Genomic DNA, 15,770 nt, shown 5'->3' with positions numbered 1-15,770 from the left:
CCTTTTACTGGTCCTCCTGCAGGGCACCGATGACACGATGCCGAGCGGTCACAAACGGTCCCCGACGGTCCATCCCGAGAAGCTCAAGATCGAGGCGGCGCGGAAGAAGAGGACGTCCCGAACCGAGCGTCACCGGTGCCGTCCAGGTGATGATCTCGTCGAGGAGCCCCTCGTCGACGAACTGTCCCGCCAGGTCCCCGCCGCCCATGACCCACAGATCATGGTCGCCGGTGGCTTGGCACATCTCGAAGTAGTGGTCGGAGATCGGGCCTTTGGCGAACCGGATGTCCGGCTCCTGAAGTTCCGAGAGTCCCTGCTCGCCCGGGTCCTGTTTCGGGCTCTGATCCTGGCTCGGGTTCGGGCTCGGTTCTGTCTGATCAGAGGCGGTCTTTGTCGAAGGCATCGGCAGATCTCGATGGGTCATCACCCACGTCGGGATCGAGTACGGCCATGGACCGTCGAGATTACGCAGCAGCCATTCGTAAGTCGTCGCGCCCATCACTATCGCGCCGACCCCCGCGAAGAAGTCGTCATCGGGATCTTCGTTCGGCTGCCGCAGCAGCCAGGCGAGGGAATCGCTCGGGTCCGCAATGAACCCGTCAAGAGACGTCGCGGTGTAATAGACGGTACGAGGCAAGGTGAGTCTCCTTCATGGTGCCCGCAGATCACGAATATCCAACGACCTCACACTATCGCCCTGACCATCCTGCACTGTCACTTCCCCACCCTCACCCAATCAGCCTCGCCTCCCGACGCATCATTTCCTCACCCTCACCCAAGCGCCACCCAGACGACAGCGCAGAGCGCACGGGCGCCAAAGGCGTTTCGCCTTCGGCACCCGTGCGCTCATCATCACCTGCACTCAGCTGATCTGCTGATCTGCTGATCTGCTGATCTGCACAAGTTCAGATCTGCTGTGTCCGCAGCTGCTCGGCGATGTATTCCGCCTGCCGAATGGCGAGAGCGACGATGGTCAGCGTCGGGTTCGCCGCTGCGCTGGAGGTGAAGACCGAGCCATCGGAGATGAAGAGGTTCTTCACATCGTGGGAACGACCCCAACTGTCGACGACACCGTCCTCCGGCCTCTCACTCATCCTCGCGGTGCCGAGATTATGGGTCGACGGATAGGGCGGTGTGCGGTGCGTGGTCTGCGCTCCGACCGCTTTGTATACCGACTCACCCGCGGCGAAGCCATGCTCACGCATCGCCAGGTCGTTCGGATGGTCATCGTAGTGAACGTTCGGAACCGGCAGTCCGTGCTGATCCTTCACCGTAGTGTTGAGCGTGATCCGGTTCGACTCCTGCGGCAGATCCTCGCCCACGATCCACATGCCAGAAGTGTTGAGGTAGCGGTCCATCAAGGCTGCGAAATCTGGACCCCACGCCCCAGGATCGACGAATGCCGACATGAACGCCGGGCCCAGGGAAATCGTCTCCATGTAATAGCCGCCGGCGAATCCGCGATCGGGATCGTGGATTGATTCGTCGGCGATGACGCCGGCCATCGTCTCACCCCGGTACATCCGCACTGGTTTGTCGAAGTGGCCCCACACTGTTCCGGTGAGATGGCGCATGTAGTTGCGTCCCACTTGCCCCGAGGAGTTCGCTAGTCCGTCTGGGAAGCTTGGTGTTGCCGACAGGAGCAGCAGCCTGGGTGTTTCGATCGAGTTGCCGGCTACACAGACCATTTTGGCGGCCTGTCGGTGGAGATTGCCGTCCTTGTCGAGGTAGAGCACGGCGTCGGCATTTCCTGCGGAATCATGGGTGATCTGCACCGCCTGAGACTCGGGCCTCAGGTCGAGCAGACCGGTTTCCGCGGCTCGTGGGATCTCCCTGACCAGCGTCGACCATTTCGACTTGTTCTTATCTCCCTGGAAGTTGAAGCCGTCCTGGATCGAAGCGGGGCGACCGTCGTATTCCTCAGCGTTGGTGGCATAAGGGCCGGTGGCGTAGAAGCGGTACCCGACCTCTTTGGCACCATTGGCGAAGACCTTGTAGTTGTTGTTCGCCGGCAGCGGCGGGCGTCCGTGGACGTGGGTCGAACCCATCGACTTCTCGGCCCGGTCGTAATAGGGCGCCATGTCGTCGAGGGTGATCGGCCAGTCGAGGAGGTTAGCTCCTTCAATGCGTCCGTAGGTGCTGCGGGCGCTGAACTCGTGATTCTTGAATCGCGGAGTCGCCCCTGACCAGTGCGTTGTGGTTCCGCCCACGGCCTTGACGATCCAGGCGGGGAGGTTGGGGAAGTCGTTCGCAACCTGCCAGGACCCTGAGGTCGTCCGCGGATCCAACCAGGCCATCTGGTTGAATGCCTCCCACTCGTTGTTGACGTAGTCCTCGTGGCCCAGATCGGGCCCAGCCTCGAGAACGACGACAGGAATGCCCTTGGCGGTGAGTTCATAGGCAAGGGTGCCGCCGCCTGCACCGGATCCGATGATGACGACAGCTTCCTCATCGACATCGATGCTGTGTCCGGTGACGCTGCGACCTGCTTGAGTGTTCTTCTCAGTCATTTTTCCACCTTCCCCATGTCGGCACGTGCTGCGCTCGGCTGATTCGTCGACTCCTCGGCCGAGTTAGCCGTCTGTGGTGACCGTTGGGCGCCGGAACCCAGTTCGGGGATTGGCTCATCCTCGGGATAGAGGATGCGCGGTTCGGGAAGCCAGTCGAGGTCGTCGAACCCGCGGTTGATGTAGCCTCCCTGGTCGAAGGACGGACCTTCGTATCCCAGGGTCTCCCACACCTCGGTGTCGTCATAGAGGTTGAGGACTGCGGTGCGTCGGACGAAGCCGAAGAATTCCGTGCCTTCGACCCTTCGCAGCACCTTCAGCGCAGATTCGTCGTCGAGCGCGCAGAAGCCCTCGTCAGACAGCTGATCGAGTGACTGCAGGCCCTGGATGAGGGCTACTCGGAACCAGGTCTCCGCATCGGCTTCGATGAGGATCTTGTCAGCCGTACGCTCATAGGGGCCGTCGGGAAAATTCTTGTGCGGGAATGCCACTCGCAGGACTCGGACGAGTGTCTGCCTCGCCTCGTCGGTCATCTCCATCGCGTTCAGCGACGGAAATTTGGCGGGGAATGCCATCTGGTGCTCCTTTGCTCCTCCTGCTGATGCCCGTGCTCCGGGCATCATTGCCGAATCGGTTATGAGCAACCTACGTGAACTGGACCACAGCCCACTATGCTGATTCTCACGAGGCGATAAAGTCACAAACGTTCAACGGTGAACTTCGGTCGGAGAGCCCAGGCCGTAAAGGTGGAGAGCAGATGTCGAACAGCGCGGTCATCAATCGGGTCTTCTCCATCCTCGAGGCGGTGTCGACCTCGGGAAGCGCTTCGGCGAAGGCGGTCGCCGACAGGCTGGAGATCCCCCTCCCCACCGTCTATCGCCTGCTCCACGAGCTCGAGGACGCCAGCTATCTCGTCTACCTCAGTGATGAGAAGCAGTTCGAACTCGGACCCAAATGCTTCGAGCTCGGTCTCTCGTTCCAGCAGCGCCTCGTTGTGCCCTTTCCCATCCGCCAGATCACTGACGAACTCCATCGGAGCCTGGGCACGGCCGCGTACTTCGCCATCTACCGCGGCTCGGACATCATCCTCACCTACTGTTCGGACTGCGAGAAGCACCCTCGTCTGCGGCCCCTGCGCTTCGGCTTTCACGAGGCCGCCCACGCCACCGCATTCGGAAAGATCCTCCTCTCGGCCATGCCCGCGAACCAGCGGACCGAGTACCTCGATGCCCGCGGCATGCAGGTCCTCACCCCGCAGACAATCGTGCGCCGGGATCTCCTCGACGATCACCTCGCCGAGGTGGCCACCCGTGGCATCGCATGGGAACAGGACGAATTCCTGCCGCGCCAGACCTGCGCCGCCGTTCCGGTTCGCAATGGAACCGGCCTGCAGGTGGGAGCGATCGCCGTGAGTACCCCCTCGAGCAGGGCCACCGGCCGCACGAAGGAGATCGAGACGGCTCTGCGCGATCGCGCCGGTCTCTGTTCCAGGTATCTGCGCGGCGGCATACGCTGAAGTCCACGCTCCCCGCAGGCTGAGCCCCCGAGTCCACGCTCCCCGCAGGCTGAGCTCCCGAAACGACTGTTTCTCACGACATGAGAACAACCGTATTCTCACCATGCCATTTGTCCCCAGACTGGTCGTGCTCACTCAAGGACGAGACATCAAGGAGTACAACCATGCCCACAGACACATACAGCGTCGCAGTCGTCACCGGATCCGGTCGGGGAATCGGCCAGGGAATCGCCCAGCGCCTCGGCGCAGACGGACACCACGTCGTCGTCGCTGACCTGCCGACCATGTCAGACGGCGTCAGCGAAACGGTCTCGCTTATCTAGAAGGCCGGCGGTCGCGCCACAGCAACCCAGGTCGATGTCACCGATCAAGCCTCGGTCGAAGCCCTCGTCTCCACTGCCGTCGAAGCCGGCGGGAAACTCGATATCTTCGTCGCGAACGCGGGCATCGCTCAGGTCGAACCGCTCGTCGACTACTCCAAAGAAGACTTCGAAAAGATTCTGGGCGTCAACATCACCGGTGTCTTCCTGTCCTATCAGGCGGCCGCCAGGCAGATGATCGAGCAGGGAAACGGCGGGAAGATCATTGGTGCGGCCTCGATCGTAGCCTTCCGCCCCTTCGCAATGCTCTCACCGTATTCGGCAACCAAATGGGTCGTGCGCGGCCTGACGCAGGGCGCGGCCATGGAATGGGCGAAGCACGGCATCACAGTCAACGCCTATGGTCCCGGCATCGTCGGAACAGCAATGTGGGACCTCATCGATGAGAAACTCGCCGCCGAGGAAGGTCTGCAGAAGGGAGAGGCGATCAAGAAGTATGCCGGTGACATCCTGCTCGGCCGAGTCTCTGTTCCCGAAGATGTTGCCAGCCTCGTCTCGTTCCTGGCCAGCGAAGACTCGGATTACATCACCGGCCAGACCATGCTAGTCGACGGCGGCATGCAGTTCTCCTGAGAAGTAGAATCACCGAACCACCTGTATCAGGCCACCAAAAGGCAGGCGGAGATACCGCCTACCGGTTCATCTGCGAAAGGACCACCTATGATCTTCATCGTCGTCAAATTCCAGGTCAAGCCCGAAAAGGCAGAAGAGTGGCCCCAGATCACCAAGGAGTTCACCGAGGCGACCCGAGCCGAGCCGGGGAACAAATGGTTCGACTGGTCACGCAGCCTCGATGATCCCAATGAGTTCGTCCTTGTCGAAGCCTTCGACGATGACGCCGCCGAGGCGCACGTGAAGTCCGATCATTTTCAGAAGGCAACTGCGGACGGCGGCCCCATGAACAACGCCCTCGCATCAACGCCGAAGATCATCTCTCGCCAGATCGACGGCGACGGCTGGGACGCCATGGGAGAGCTCCAGGTCGACTGATCCGCCGCGGCTGCCATGCCGCGGACCAACGGCAGGCCCGTTGAGAGCCAACACAGGTCCGTTGAAGGCCAACCCGGGTCCGTCAATAGGAAATTCTGGTGCGGCCTGGAGCGTCATATTCGCACCAGAATTTCCTATTCTCAGCTCCTGCCAGCCGCACTACGGCTTCTTCTTCGCCCCCAAGGCCAACCGTGCATGAGACAGAGCACGTGCCTATAAGTTGAGGGGGACCTCATGTGGACGAGTTTGCCTTCGCTGGGACTTCTTCTTTTCGACCTTTCGGGCGATCAACAGTCCCAACGACCAACCTAGAGGCACGAAGGCAACCGGCACGCAGACCAGCCAAACTACTATCACTGCCGCATATGCGCTCACCCATCCGTCCTCGACCGTCCCGGCCCAGAACCATACGAAGATGCAGAACGCGAGAAGAAGTAGGCAAAACGCCGCGACTATAAAGTATGCGATTCGTCCACCTCTCGATTCAGGAATCAATTATTGTTCCCTTTCCTTTGGCGGTTTCAAACGATCGCAGCAACACCCGGTGATTGACCGTGTGCAGGCAACAGGCTATCGCGTACCCGCACAGAGGCGGGCCAGACCGACGAGACACGGCGGTTCATCCGCGCCACGCTCAGCTCCGGTTCCAAGTCGAAGATCTCGTCTGCGACCTCGGCGAGTTCGAGGGCCTCCCCAGCCTCGACGTGCTTCGACGCCGATCAGGTCGGCCACACGCTTCGCGAGTTCTTCGGTGGCCCGCCTGGTCCGCGAATCATGGCCGACGTCGCCAGCCACGGTAGCGCTCAATGCCGCCATTGGATTGCCTCTCGGATTCGGCGGAAATCTCAAAGCATCCATCGCGCGTTCCTGAGCCCCGATGTACCGTGGCCATAACGTCGGGCGGACGCTCCCCGGCACACATCGACGCGGTTCACCTACCGCCACCGGCTAAGAGTCGTCGATTGCCTGCATGATGGGCATCGCGACGCGGCAGACACTCAAAATACCCATCATTGATCTGAGGTATTACTTCATATTTTGACCTTGATCGCCCAATATCCGACTATTGACGGCAATACATCATAGGTTTAAGCTCTAGGTTGTCAGATGATTCGGGTACTCGCCGGCGAGAACTCGGAACTGGACCGGCAATCGCAATGCTGCGGAGTGCTGTTGCTTCCACGAAGGACGATGAGACTTGAAGACCAATGCCAAGACACATACGGCGGCATCAGCGCGCATCAGCACCGCAGTCAATGAACTCCTCGAATCAACCGACGCAGAGCGGGCGACCCGTCTTCTGTCAGAGTCCGCCGCCGAAATCGACAGCTCGTTCTCTCGCCCGAACCCTCTCCCATGGCTGCGCCAGGACCACAGCGACGAAGAAGCGCAATCGTCCGCCTGGATTGAAACCTCACATGATTCCCCGCGGACTGGGATCCTGCGCAAGTACACCTCGAGCCCGGTCATAGTAGAAGAACCCAGCAGCACAGCACTCGCAGGCATTCGGTTCACTCACAAGGACAACATAGGCATCGCGGGCTACCCCCTCACAGCGGGGAACCCATCGTTGAACGGTAGAAAGTCAGACTGCACCTCACCGCTGCTGCTCGCGATCGAGTCCGCCAGTGGCACAATCGTCGGAGCCAATCACATGGCCGAACTCGCCATGAGCCCCACGGGGCACAATCAGTGGCTTGGCGACGGTGTAAATCCACGCAACGGACGGTACCTGTCAGGTGGATCCTCGAGCGGTTCGGCCATCGCCGTCGCAACGGGCGTCAGCGATGTGTCCTTAGGTACCGACACCGGAGGGTCTGTCCGGCTTCCAGCAGCCTTCTGCGGACTGGTCGGCTACAAACCCAGCAATGGACTCTTCTCCCACCTAGGCCTCATTCATCTATCCGAATCTTTGGACACGATCGGACTCATCGCCCCCAACGTTGACACCGTGAGGACGACGGCGAATGTCCTCTTCGACGACGCCGACACCGTTTCCCCTGAGGCGCGCCGTAAGCTCGACGCGAATCAGCCGGCGAATGAATGTCAGATCTCTCATCTGGCGGTCGAAGCGGCCTCACGAATCTGCAACCCCGAAGTGACCCTGACCTATTCGACTGCGCTTCAGGCGCTCGGACAGAACACCGCGTTCAGCGTGGATTTCGACGACACCGAGCTCAGCCGCAGCTCCGTCGCCATCGTCAGCGTCGAGGCAGCACGCAACATCGGCAGAATCCTCGACTGGGACTGGAACCTCCTCGGAGACCAGGTGCTGTCACGAGCAATCCGCGGAACCGCAGTTTCCGCCATCGAGTATGCGGATGCGATCGCGTGCCGGGCGGACGCGCAGAACGACTTCATTGCAACTGTCATGCAGGGTTCACGTTTCCTCTTCACTCCCACCAGTCCGATCCTGGCCCCGAAAGCGCCCGGCAACGGTGACATGTCGAGCCAGCGGTGCAGAGACGACTACATGCGAGCAAGCCGCTTCACCCGAGTCATCAACTACCTCGGACTTCCAGCAATCACGATCCCCCTCCCCGAAGCTACCGACTCACTCTCGCCGGGATTGCAGATCATCGGCCGACCATTCGACGATCTGGCGCTGCTCGATCGCGCACAAGCGATTTCGCAAACCATCAGATAACACGCCCCTTCAGAAAGGCACGACAACGATGTCTGTGGACACCAAACTCGAAGAAATGAAAATCGGGGCGCGAATGGACGCGCTCACAACGAACCGGGAACACAAGAAACTCTTCGCATATATCGGCGCTGGGGCGATGATCGACGCCTATGACGTCTATGTCGCGGCCGGCGTGTCAGCGGCACTCGTCTCAACCGGGTTCGCCGGAGTGCACGAAATCGCAATCTTCATGTCCATGACGTTCTTCGGTATGCTCCTCGGCGCCGCGACAGCAGGATTCATTGGCGACCGATTCGGACGGCGAATGAGCTACCAACTCAATCTGCTCATCTTCGCCATCGCCGGATTCGCCGCCGCGTTTGCGCCGACCTTCGAGTTCCTCGTGGGTACCAGATTTATCATGGGTATCGGTCTCGGAGCAGAGCTCGTCCTCGCTGCGGCCATCCTCGGCGAATTCGTTCCCCCTCGCAGCCGAGGCCGATGGACTGCGTTTCTGGGAATCCTCGTCAATTCCGGACTTCTCTTCGCCTCCGCGATCGGCGCAGTGGTCATCTCCAACTTCGGGTGGCGGTGGATGTTCATCATCGGCGCGGTCCTCGCTGTCATCGTCTGGATCGCCAGGAAACGATGCCCCGAATCTCCACGCTGGTTGGTTGTCAAAGGCCGGCTGAAAGAAGCTGAAGTGGTCGTGGAGCAGTTCGAGAAACTGTCGCCGACGACGCTGAAGAACAATCCTCCTGCTCCCCCGACCGAACAAACACAGTCGAAGGTGACCGCCCGGCGCCCCTTCTGGCAACTGGCGATCCTCGGTACGGTCGTCGCGGTCGGTGTGAATATGTTCGTCTACGGGTTCATCTCCTGGATGCCGACCTTCTTCGTCGAGCAGGGCATCGACGTTTCACACTCCCTCGGCTACACGACGGCCATGGCGCTCGGCGCCCCGGGAGGAGGTCTTGTTTGCCTCCTGCTCATCAACCGAATGAACAGACGCACCGCGATCATCGTCTTCTCGATCATCGTCATACCACTGGGACTGGCCTATGCCGCTGCTCAGTCGATCGTGTTGATCGTCATCATCGGCCTCCTGCTCGTCACAGCGATCTACACTCTCGTGACCTTCGTGCTCTATTCCTACATGCCCGAGCTCTATCCGACGCGGTATCGGCTACGCGGCACCGGCATCTCCTACACCTTCGCCCGCGGGGCCTCAATCATCGTGCCATTCGTCATGTCCGGGCTCTTCGTCTCATTCGGGCTCTTCGGCCCAATCAGCTTCGTCTGCTCCATGGCGGTCTGCATGATCGTCGTGGTCCTCATCATCCCAGTTGAGACCCGTGGACGCAGCCTCGAAGACATCGCTTGAGGGCCGGAAACCAGCGAATCCGACTCACCCAAACCAACAACCCCAGACGCACACTCGAACTAGGAGACATCACCACATGACCACTCACGACGCCATCATCGGTCGCTTCTTCGAGGACTACATCGTCGGAGACGTGTACCAGCATCCCTTCGGCCGGACCATCACCGACGCTGACAACGTTTGGCTGACCAATCTGACGATGAATACGAACCAGAACCACTTCAACGAACACTTCGCGGCTCAGAACCCGATCACCGACGGCAAGGTCATCGTCAACTCCGGACTGACCGTTGCACTCGTCCTCGGCCTGACCGTGTTCGACATGAGTCAGAACGCGATCTCGAACCTTGCGTTCACCGACATCATGTTCCGCCATCCCGTCTACGTCGGCGACACTCTGTACGCAGAGAGCGTCTGCACGGAGGCCCGCCGCTCGAAGTCACGGGAATACGCCGGAATCATTTCGATGACCACCAGAGGACTCAACCAGGAGGGGACAACTGTCGTCACATGGAAACGCTCGGTCATGGTTGCCACGAAGGCTAGCGGAATCGGCCAGGATTACTTCCCCGAATCAGCCGATGCCGTCACCGATTACAGCTGAGCACACTGTGACCAGTTCTCCAATCCACACAAATTCGCAGAGAAGTAGGTGCAGACAGATGAAACCGCTCGAAGACATTCGCATCATCGCCGTCGAACAGTACGGAGCTGGCCCCTGGGGGTCAATGCAGCTCGCCGACCTCGGAGCGGACGTCATCAAGATCGAAGACCCGAACTCAGGTGGCGACATCGGACGCTATGTGCCTCCGTACCGCGAAGGCACTGATTCGCTCTTCTACGAGTCCTTCAATCGCAACAAACGCAGTATTGCGCTGAGCCTGAACGATGATGACGACCGGGAGGTCTTCAACCGCCTTGTCGCCACGGCAGACGTCGTTTATTCGAATCTGCGCGGCGATGTCCCCGCCAAGCTCGGCATCACCTACGATTCCCTGCGCCACATCAATCCGCAGGTCGTCTGCTGCACGCTGTCCGGGTACGGCAGCGAGGGCGACGCCGCCAAACGGCCGGGATACGACTACATGCTCCAAGCAGCAGCCGGATGGATGGATATCACCGGCGAGCCCCAAGGGCCTCCGACCAAATCAGGCTTGTCTCTCGTCGACTTCAGCGGCGGACTGGTCGCAGCGATCTCGATGCTGGCCGGAGTGCACGCCGCCCGCCGTGACGGGGTGGGGACGGACTGCGATCTCAGCCTCTTCGATACCGCCGTGTCAATGCTGTCCTATGTCGGCAACTGGCACCTCAATGAAGGGTTCGAACCGCAGAGGACAACGAAGTCGTCCCATCCCTCGCTCGTACCATTCCAGGCGTTCGAAGCAAGCGATGGATGGTTGACCGTCGGCTGCGCCAAAGAGAAGTTCTACCTCCGTTTGACCGAAGTCGTCGGAGACGACCGCCTTGCAGAGGAAAGATTCTCCAGCTTCGACCGTCGAATCGAGAACAAGGCCGAACTGCTCGCCATTCTCGAAGCGGCGTTCATCGAGCACACGGCCGACGAATGGGTGGATCGGCTTGAGGCTGCAGGCGTTCCCGTAGCCAAGGTGAAGAGCGTGGCCGAAGCCCTGCAGGACCCACTTGTTGCCCAACGCGGACTTATCTTCGACACCGATCACGAACGATGGGGTCCGATCAGCAACATCGCCACTGCGCCCCGCGTCGGTCCACGTCTCGATGCCAACCGGGCAGCACCACAGATCGACGAGCATCGAGCCGAACTCTTGGCCGAACTCGACACGACAACTACCAGCACAGGAGCCTGACACCATGTTCGAACTCACCGAGGAACAGAATGATTTCAAGACGTCCCTGCGATCGTTCGTCGACAAGGAGATCGTCCCCGTCGCCAGGGAGATGGAGGCTTCGGGCGAGTACCCGACCGACATCATCGACAAGCTCAAGGAGATGGGCCTCTTCGGGCTGACGATTCCCGAGGAACACGATGGTTTGGGCATCGACCCAATCTCCTTCGGAATCGTCTTCGAGGAGCTGGCCCGCGGGTGGATGGGGATCGCAGGTGTTCTCGGCAGCCACACCATGGCCTCGAAGATGATCGCCGAACATGGCACCGAGGAGCAGAAGTCCACGTATCTGTCGTCGCTGGCTTCGGGAGAGAGGCGGACGGGGCTCGCACTCACGGAGCCGGATGCCGGCACTGACCTGCAGGGCATCAAGACCACAGCCAAGAAGGTCAACGGAAAGTACGTCATCAATGGGTCCAAAATGTGGATCACCAACGCACGACATGCTGATCCACTTCCCGTCCTCGTCAAGACTGACACCGACACGACTCCCGCGCACCGTGGAATGAGTATCCTCCTCGTCGAGGCCGGCACCCCCGGATTCGAAGTCACTAAGGACATACCGAAGCTCGGATATAAGGGCCCCGAAAGCTGTGAGGTCCTCTTCGATAACTGCGAGGTCGACGAGGGTGCACTGCTCGGAGGGGTCGAGGGGCGCGGAATGCAGCAGGTGCTCTCAGCACTGCAGTGGGGTCGGGTGAATATCGCGGGCCGCTCGGTGGGCATCGCACAGCGCGCGCTCGAAGAATCGGTCGCCTATGCCCAGGAGCGCGAATCGTTCGGACAGGCGATCTCCAATTTCCAGGCCATCCAGCTGCGTATCGGCAAAATGGCAACCCGCGTGCAGGCCGCGCGTCAGCTCATGTACTGGTCTGCCCAGTCCCTCCTTAAGGGTCGTGCAGACGGAGAGACCGGAATGGCCAAAGTCTTCTGCTCCGAAGTCGCACTCGAATCGGCCATCGAAGCTATGTCTATCCACGGAGGCTACGGCTACTCCAAGGAATACGAAATCGAGCGACTCTACCGAGACGCTCCGCTCATGAGCATCGGCGAGGGCACGAACGACGTCCTCAACACAGTCATCGCCAAATCCATCTTCGCCGGTCGAACCCAGATCTGATGTCAGGAGACACCATGCCAAGCATCTCAGAGACAATCGCAGCCAAGGTCTCGTCCATCACCATTGCGGATATCCCCGAAGAGGTGAAATTGCGTGCTCGTCACCTCATGCTCGACTCGATCGGCGTCGGCATCGCAGCAAGCACCACCGGTTTCGCCGAGGTGACCCTGAATGGGCTCTCACGCTTGGATCCCGGTGAAGTACCCGTCATCGGCCGGAGTGAAACCCTGTCCAAGTCAGGCGCTGCCATCGCCAATGGACTGATGATCCACGGGCACGACTTCGACGATACGCATATCGCTGCCGTCTCCCATGTCAGCGCGTCATCACTGGCCGCTGTCATCAGTGCAAGTGCCGGCGACGAGTCGATCACCTTCGACGAACTGCTGCTCGGCTACATCCTCGCCATCGAGGTCAACGCCCGCTTGGGGATGGCGGCCGACGGACGGTTCCATGACAAGGGATTCCATCCCACCGGTGTGCTCGGCGCCTATGGCTCAGCGATCGGCGCAGGGATCATCCACAAGCTCACTGCCAAGCAACTCGTCGCCGCTCAGGGCATCGTCGGATCGTTCTCCTCCGGAGTGCTCCAATTCCTCGACGAAGGATCCGGAACGAAACGTCTCCACCCGGGCTGGGCAGCCAACGCCGGCTTGCACGCGGTGAGTCTGGCGGCCGCCGGCTTCGACGGCCCGGCCGGGATCTACGAAGGACGTTTCGGTCTCTACCGCACCCACATTCAGGACAGCGAAGCACCCGGTACGGAACTCTTCGACAACCTCGGCGAGGTGTGGGAGGTCGACAATGTTGCGGTCAAACCGTTCCCGACCTGCCATTTCACCCATTCCTTCATCGACATTGCCCTGCGTCTGCGCGAGGATCCTGCCTTCGAATACTCCCAAATCGAACACATGACGGCGAGGATCCACGAGGTGCCGGCACGGGTCGTGTGTGAGCCCGTGGAGGACAAATTGCGACCGCGCGGCGAGTACGACGCGAAGTTCAGCCTGCCCTACCTCACAGCGGCGGCCCTGCGACATGGAAAGATCACATTCGATGAACTCAACGAGTCAGCGCGCGGCGAAGAGGACGTGCTCGCGGCCGCTGCTCTGCTCACAGTCGAACACGATGACGAGAGCCTGTATCCGAAGGCCTTCTCCGGAGACCTTGCCATCACCCTCAAAGACGGAACGACCCTGCACGAGTCCGAAAAGATCAATCGCGGTCACGAATCACGACCGTTGACAAACACCGAGGTGGCTGTGAAGTTCTCCGACTGTGCCCTACCCGTCGTCGGAGTTGAGAAAGCAGGCACAATTCAGTCAACGATCATCGATGCGCAGGGCAGTCGACCGGCGACAGAGATCATCGGCACCTTCTGTGGCTGAGCACACCGAGGCCGCAAACGGTGAGGCGCCGCGATGACCACATCAATGACAGCTACGGGCCCCGGCTGGCTCTTCGTTCCAGCGGACAGACCAGAACGCTATGGCAAGGCGATCGAGGCTGCCGACCTGGCAATCATCGACCTTGAAGACGCTGTGCGACCCGAGGACAAGGACACAGCGCGGGAACTGCTGGTCACTTCGCCCCTCGATCCACAACGAGTCTGCGTCCGCATCAATGGCTTCGATACGGCCCATGTTGCCTCTGATCTCGACGCCGTCCGCGAGCGCGGGATCACACGAGTCATGGTTCCAATGGCAGAGGCAGACCATCCATTCGAATCACTGACCGGCCTCGAGGTCATCGCCCTCATTGAGACAGCTAGGGGCGTGATCGAGGCCGACCGGATCGCCGCACATCAGCAAGTCAGTGCATTAGCGCTCGGCTCAGCGGATCTGGCACTGAATCTGCGGATTCGGAGCACGGGAAACTCGACTATGCCCGCTTCCGATCCCCTCGCCTATGCGAGAACTCGAATCCTCTACGCCGCACGCGCGTGTGGGCTATCCGTCATCGACTCGGTCCACAGCACTGTCGACGATGATTCCGGGCTGCGCGGGGAGGCTGATGCCGCAGCAGCCCAGGGGTTCGATGGAAAACTGGCCATTCATCCCCGGCAAATCGACCCCATCCGCTCGGCGTTCGCACCACGTGCGGAAGAGCTCGACTGGGCACAGTCGGTCATGTCCGAAGCCCGATCGCGCAGTACCGGGGCATTCGTCCTCGACGGCGAGCTCGTCGATGAAGTCATCATTCGTCGTGCCGAAATGCTGCTGGCGCATGGCAACTGAACGTTCGTTGCCGAGGACGGTGACCCAGCGTTCAGCCTCGGCGCAACGGACACGGCCTGAATATCGGTTTGCGGACTCTTGACCGTACTCGCATTACGATGGCATCACGGGCAGTCGAGGTCGCCAGAGTGCCTTGGACTACGCGATCGGATATCTGAAGCAGCACTAACAGTTTGGTCATCGGATTACCGAGATCCTGGGGGTTGAAGTTCATGATTGCCGACATCGAGATCGCCCAGTTCTATGAGGGAACCAAGCAGGGGCAGCGGCTCATCATGGGCCGCAGTCTCCTGAACTAAGGAGCTGAAGACGTGCTAAGAGCCAAGACAACGACAGAGACCTGGACTGATATGACGACGATTGCTCCGGCCTGACATGGTCGAATCGAGAACCGCCTACTCGGTGGTCGCAGCCGAGCTGCGACGTCAGATTCTAGATGGCACGTTCAGCCCTGGATCACGGTTGCCCTCAGATGGGCAGCTTCGGGAGACTTTTGCGGTCGGGCAGAGCACGATCCGTGAAGCTCTGCGGACGCTATCGAGCGAGCACCTGGTCCGAAGCGTGCGTGGGGTCAATGGGGGGACATTTGTCACGATCCCCACCGTCGGTCATTTGGGCTCGCAACTGGAGATCGGAGTCACGTTGCTGGCGTCTGCCGATTCGATCTCGATCGAGAATCTCATGGAGATCCGGCACATCACCGAGGTTCCCGCGGTCGGCTTCGCAGCCTCCCGTCGGACGGATGACGACCTCGAGAGGCTGAGGAATTCGGATCCGAGCCTGCGCAGCGAGGAGTCGTCATTCTCCAGTCACTCGACCTTCCACCAGCAGATCGTTGAAGCTTCGCACAATCCTCTGCTCGAAGTCGTCACAATTCCCCTTTTCAATGCTCTGCAGAACGTCGTCGGAGACGCCAATGCTGCTGCAAACATCGGCACCACGGTCAGCCACGACCATTCGGCGCTCTTTGAGGCAATCGTCGACCGGGACTCGATGGCTGCGATGACGCTCATGCGCCGGCACCTCGACAAGGTCTCCGCTTACTACCAGAACTTCGACAAGCGCTGAGAGGCGCGAGACCTCGTCGCCACCACGAGTGTGAGTTCGTGGTGGCGACGAGGTTGAGCCCGCGCAACTGGGTTCAA

Annotated in this window: 14 protein-coding genes and 1 pseudogene; 12 read left to right on the top strand and 3 right to left on the bottom strand. The window is 60.4% G+C overall.

The window, feature by feature from the left end; translation table 11 throughout:
* Positions 1-4: 4 nt before the first annotated feature.
* The 3 genes from MPN20_RS04680 to MPN20_RS04670 all read right to left on the bottom strand — a co-directional run bounded on the left by MPN20_RS04680 (position 5) and on the right by MPN20_RS04670 (position 3,082).
* Entirely contained in the window at positions 5-637 is a 633-nt protein-coding gene (locus MPN20_RS04680; RefSeq protein ID WP_242780010.1) for a dihydrofolate reductase family protein, read from the bottom strand.
* A 268-nt stretch (positions 638-905) separates the two neighbouring features.
* Positions 906-2,510 (bottom strand): GMC family oxidoreductase, encoded by a 1,605-nt coding sequence (locus MPN20_RS04675; protein WP_242780008.1) that lies wholly within the window; start codon positions 2,508-2,510, stop codon positions 906-908.
* Positions 2,507-3,082, bottom strand: coding sequence for a hypothetical protein (locus tag MPN20_RS04670; RefSeq protein ID WP_242780006.1), 576 nt, complete (start codon positions 3,080-3,082; stop codon positions 2,507-2,509). Before MPN20_RS04670 ends, MPN20_RS04675 begins: the two co-directional genes overlap by 4 nt.
* Before the next feature lie 182 nt (positions 3,083-3,264).
* On the opposite strand from MPN20_RS04670, the gene MPN20_RS04665 reads away from it, so the two are divergent.
* From MPN20_RS04665 to MPN20_RS04610, 12 genes and pseudogenes are all read left to right on the top strand, one after another.
* A complete protein-coding gene (locus tag MPN20_RS04665) occupies positions 3,265-4,023 on the top strand; it encodes an IclR family transcriptional regulator (RefSeq protein WP_242780004.1) in 759 nt (252 codons plus the stop codon).
* A 164-nt stretch (positions 4,024-4,187) separates the two neighbouring features.
* Positions 4,188-4,346, top strand: coding sequence for an SDR family NAD(P)-dependent oxidoreductase (locus MPN20_RS04660; protein WP_242780002.1), 159 nt, complete (start codon positions 4,188-4,190; stop codon positions 4,344-4,346).
* Between the two features lie 18 nt (positions 4,347-4,364).
* A pseudogene (locus MPN20_RS04655) lies at positions 4,365-4,976 on the top strand (SDR family oxidoreductase); the annotation flags it as partial.
* Between the two features lie 87 nt (positions 4,977-5,063).
* Positions 5,064-5,393 (top strand): putative quinol monooxygenase, encoded by a 330-nt coding sequence (locus tag MPN20_RS04650; protein WP_242780000.1) that lies wholly within the window; start codon positions 5,064-5,066, stop codon positions 5,391-5,393.
* 1,198 nt (positions 5,394-6,591) lie between these two features.
* A complete protein-coding gene (locus tag MPN20_RS04645) occupies positions 6,592-8,040 on the top strand; it encodes an amidase (RefSeq protein WP_242779998.1) in 1,449 nt (482 codons plus the stop codon).
* Between the two features lie 73 nt (positions 8,041-8,113).
* A complete protein-coding gene (locus MPN20_RS04640) occupies positions 8,114-9,403 on the top strand; it encodes an MFS transporter (protein ID WP_242779996.1) in 1,290 nt (429 codons plus the stop codon).
* A 76-nt stretch (positions 9,404-9,479) separates the two neighbouring features.
* Complete coding sequence (locus MPN20_RS04635) at positions 9,480-10,007, top strand: MaoC family dehydratase (RefSeq protein ID WP_242779994.1); 528 nt, start codon at positions 9,480-9,482, stop codon at positions 10,005-10,007.
* A 58-nt stretch (positions 10,008-10,065) separates the two neighbouring features.
* Positions 10,066-11,229, top strand: a complete 1,164-nt coding sequence (locus tag MPN20_RS04630; protein ID WP_242779992.1) for a CoA transferase — start codon at positions 10,066-10,068, stop codon at positions 11,227-11,229.
* Positions 11,230-11,233: 4 nt separating this feature from the next.
* Complete coding sequence (locus MPN20_RS04625; RefSeq protein WP_242779990.1) at positions 11,234-12,388, top strand: acyl-CoA dehydrogenase family protein; 1,155 nt, start codon at positions 11,234-11,236, stop codon at positions 12,386-12,388.
* A 14-nt stretch (positions 12,389-12,402) separates the two neighbouring features.
* Positions 12,403-13,776: an MmgE/PrpD family protein gene (locus tag MPN20_RS04620; protein WP_242779988.1), complete on the top strand. Its 1,374-nt coding sequence runs from the start codon at positions 12,403-12,405 to the stop codon at positions 13,774-13,776.
* 33 nt (positions 13,777-13,809) lie between these two features.
* Positions 13,810-14,625 carry a CoA ester lyase gene (locus tag MPN20_RS04615; protein WP_242779986.1) on the top strand — a complete coding sequence of 272 codons (816 nt, stop codon included), beginning with the start codon at positions 13,810-13,812 and terminating at the stop codon, positions 14,623-14,625.
* 612 nt (positions 14,626-15,237) lie between these two features.
* The gene (locus MPN20_RS04610; protein ID WP_242779984.1) at positions 15,238-15,693 is read left to right on the top strand and encodes an FCD domain-containing protein; all 456 of its coding nucleotides are present in this window, start codon (positions 15,238-15,240) and stop codon (positions 15,691-15,693) included.
* Positions 15,694-15,770: the final 77 nt, after the last annotated feature.

The sequence above is a fragment of the Brevibacterium sp. ZH18 genome (assembly GCF_022748595.1).
Taxonomy (GTDB): Bacteria; Actinomycetota; Actinomycetes; order Actinomycetales; family Brevibacteriaceae; genus Brevibacterium.
The sequence above is the reverse complement of the archived record's forward strand: the minus strand, read 5'-3'. Positions and strand labels throughout refer to the sequence as shown.